Genomic DNA, 1,882 nt, shown 5'->3' on the forward strand with positions numbered 1-1,882 from the left:
AAGATATTGCCGGAAACCAGCCAGTTGGCTACTGCGCTGGATGTACTCCAGAAACTCAGCATCTTTATTTCTGAGAAGCACCCTCAGCATTTAGCGGCGTTCGTTGAAATCTTAGAGCCCTTTGGTGATGAAGTGGAGAAGCACTATGGATAAGTATGACTATCGGGCGTTATTAACTAACGCCCATAAGAACGCATTCAGTGTAGCTTCCCAGATAAATGCTCAAAAGGTGAATCAATGTCTAGCGCTGATTCATCAGTCAATTTATACGGGATATGGCGAAACGGCACATCAAGGTCGTGACCGTCTGATTAACGAAATCAATAAGGCGTTGGAATAGCCCTATGGCGAAGAAATTCACCGCGCGTGATTTTGCCAGTGAGCTGGCAGACCTCGCAGCCAGTCTGCGCAGAACCATTGAGGCCGAGGATGTGGGTTTTGACCCCTCAGCTGCTGCTGTGGCTGAACGTCACCAGCAGGTAAAAGACCCGGTGACGGGCTATGAGTTCTTTATCGAGAGCTATTTCCCGCATTATGTGCGCCATAAAGACAAAAGCGAACTGCATAAATATCTGTTCAGTCGCCTGCCGGAAATTGTCGCCAGTCCCAAGGGTGAGAACGATGCGATAGCCGCCCCGCGTGGTGAAGCCAAATCTACGCTTGTCAGTCAGCTCTTTGTCCTGTGGACAATCATCTGTGGCATCAAGCATTACCCGGTCATCGTAATGGACTCCATTGACCAGGCTTATCCGATGCTTGAAGCCATCAAGGCGGAACTGGTGTACAACCCGCGTCTGTTGATGGACTTCCCTGATGTCTGTGGCGCAGGCCGTGTGTGGCAGATGGGGACAATCCTGACCCGCAACGATATCAAGGTGCAGGTCGCCGGTTCGGGTAAGAAACTGCGCGGCTTGCGCCATGGGCCATACCGTCCTGATCTGGTCGTGCTGGATGATATCGAGAATGACGAGCAAGTCCGCAGCCCGGAGCAACGCGAGAAGCTGGAAAACTGGCTGAAGAAGACCGTGTTACCGCTGGGAACGGCGGGTGGTAAGCTCGATGTGATCTACATCGGGACTATCCTGCACTATGATTCTGTCCTTTCCCGTACCCTCAAAAACCCGCTGTGGCGTGTCGCCCGCTTTAAAGCCCTGATTCGTTGGCCAGACAACATGTCGCTGTGGGATAAGTGGGAAGAAATTCTACGCAACAACGGTCAGGATGGTGAGGTGCTGGCCAACGCCTACTATCAGCAACATCGTGAAGAGATGGACGAGGGGGCCATTGTGTCCTGGTCGGCGCGTCCTATCCTCGCCTTGATGCTTATTCGTGCGCGTGATGGTCATGCCACCTTTGACGCTGAATATCAGAATGATCCGGTCAGCGGTGAAGATGCGATTTTTGCCGGTGAAGGGGTGTTTCATTTTTGGGTTAACCGGCTTGCTGAGTGGGTTTTCTACGGGGCTTGTGACCCTAGCCTGGGTAAACAGGGGGCCAGCCGTGACCCTTCCGCCTTGTTGGTCGGCGGCTTTAACCGTCACACGGGGATTCTTGATGTGGTCGAGGCAGCCATCCGCAAACGGGTGCCCGATAAGATAATCTCGGACATTATCGAGTTGCAGAAGGTTTATCGTTGTCTGGTGTGGAGCATTGAAACCGTGCAGTTTCAGGAGTTCTTGCGTACCGAGCTCATCAAGCGTTCAGCCATCGCCGGTATACCGGTGCCAGCCCGCGCCGTTATACCTCACACCGATAAGCTGTTACGTATCGAATCATTGCAGCCGCATATGGTGAATGGCTTGATCCGCCTGCACGCCAGCCAGACCACGTTGATTGAACAATTACGTCATTTCCCCAAAGCCGATCATGATGATGGCCCGGA

3 protein-coding genes are annotated in these 1,882 nt (G+C 52.8%); all 3 read left to right on the top strand.

Features of this window, described 5'->3' with window-relative positions:
- On the top strand, positions 1-153 hold a 153-nt coding region (locus AEP37_RS23540), incomplete at its 5' end, for a DUF1804 family protein (RefSeq protein ID WP_049615602.1).
- Positions 146-340, top strand: a complete 195-nt coding sequence (locus AEP37_RS23545; protein ID WP_049615603.1) for a hypothetical protein — start codon at positions 146-148, stop codon at positions 338-340. The genes AEP37_RS23540 and AEP37_RS23545, both read left to right, overlap by 8 nt.
- 4 nt (positions 341-344) lie before the next feature.
- Positions 345-1,882: phage terminase large subunit (gene terL, locus AEP37_RS23550; RefSeq protein ID WP_049615604.1), on the top strand; the 1,538-nt coding region annotated here is incomplete at its 3' end.

Source organism: Yersinia pekkanenii, assembly GCF_001152565.1.
GTDB lineage: Bacteria > Pseudomonadota > Gammaproteobacteria > Enterobacterales > Enterobacteriaceae > Yersinia > Yersinia pekkanenii.

Bases quoted from the DNA above. Each gene is read 5' to 3' on its own strand.
- AEP37_RS23545 (WP_049615603.1), top strand. From the start codon at position 146: ATGGATAAGTATGACTATCGGGCGTTATTAACTAACGCCCATAAGAAC.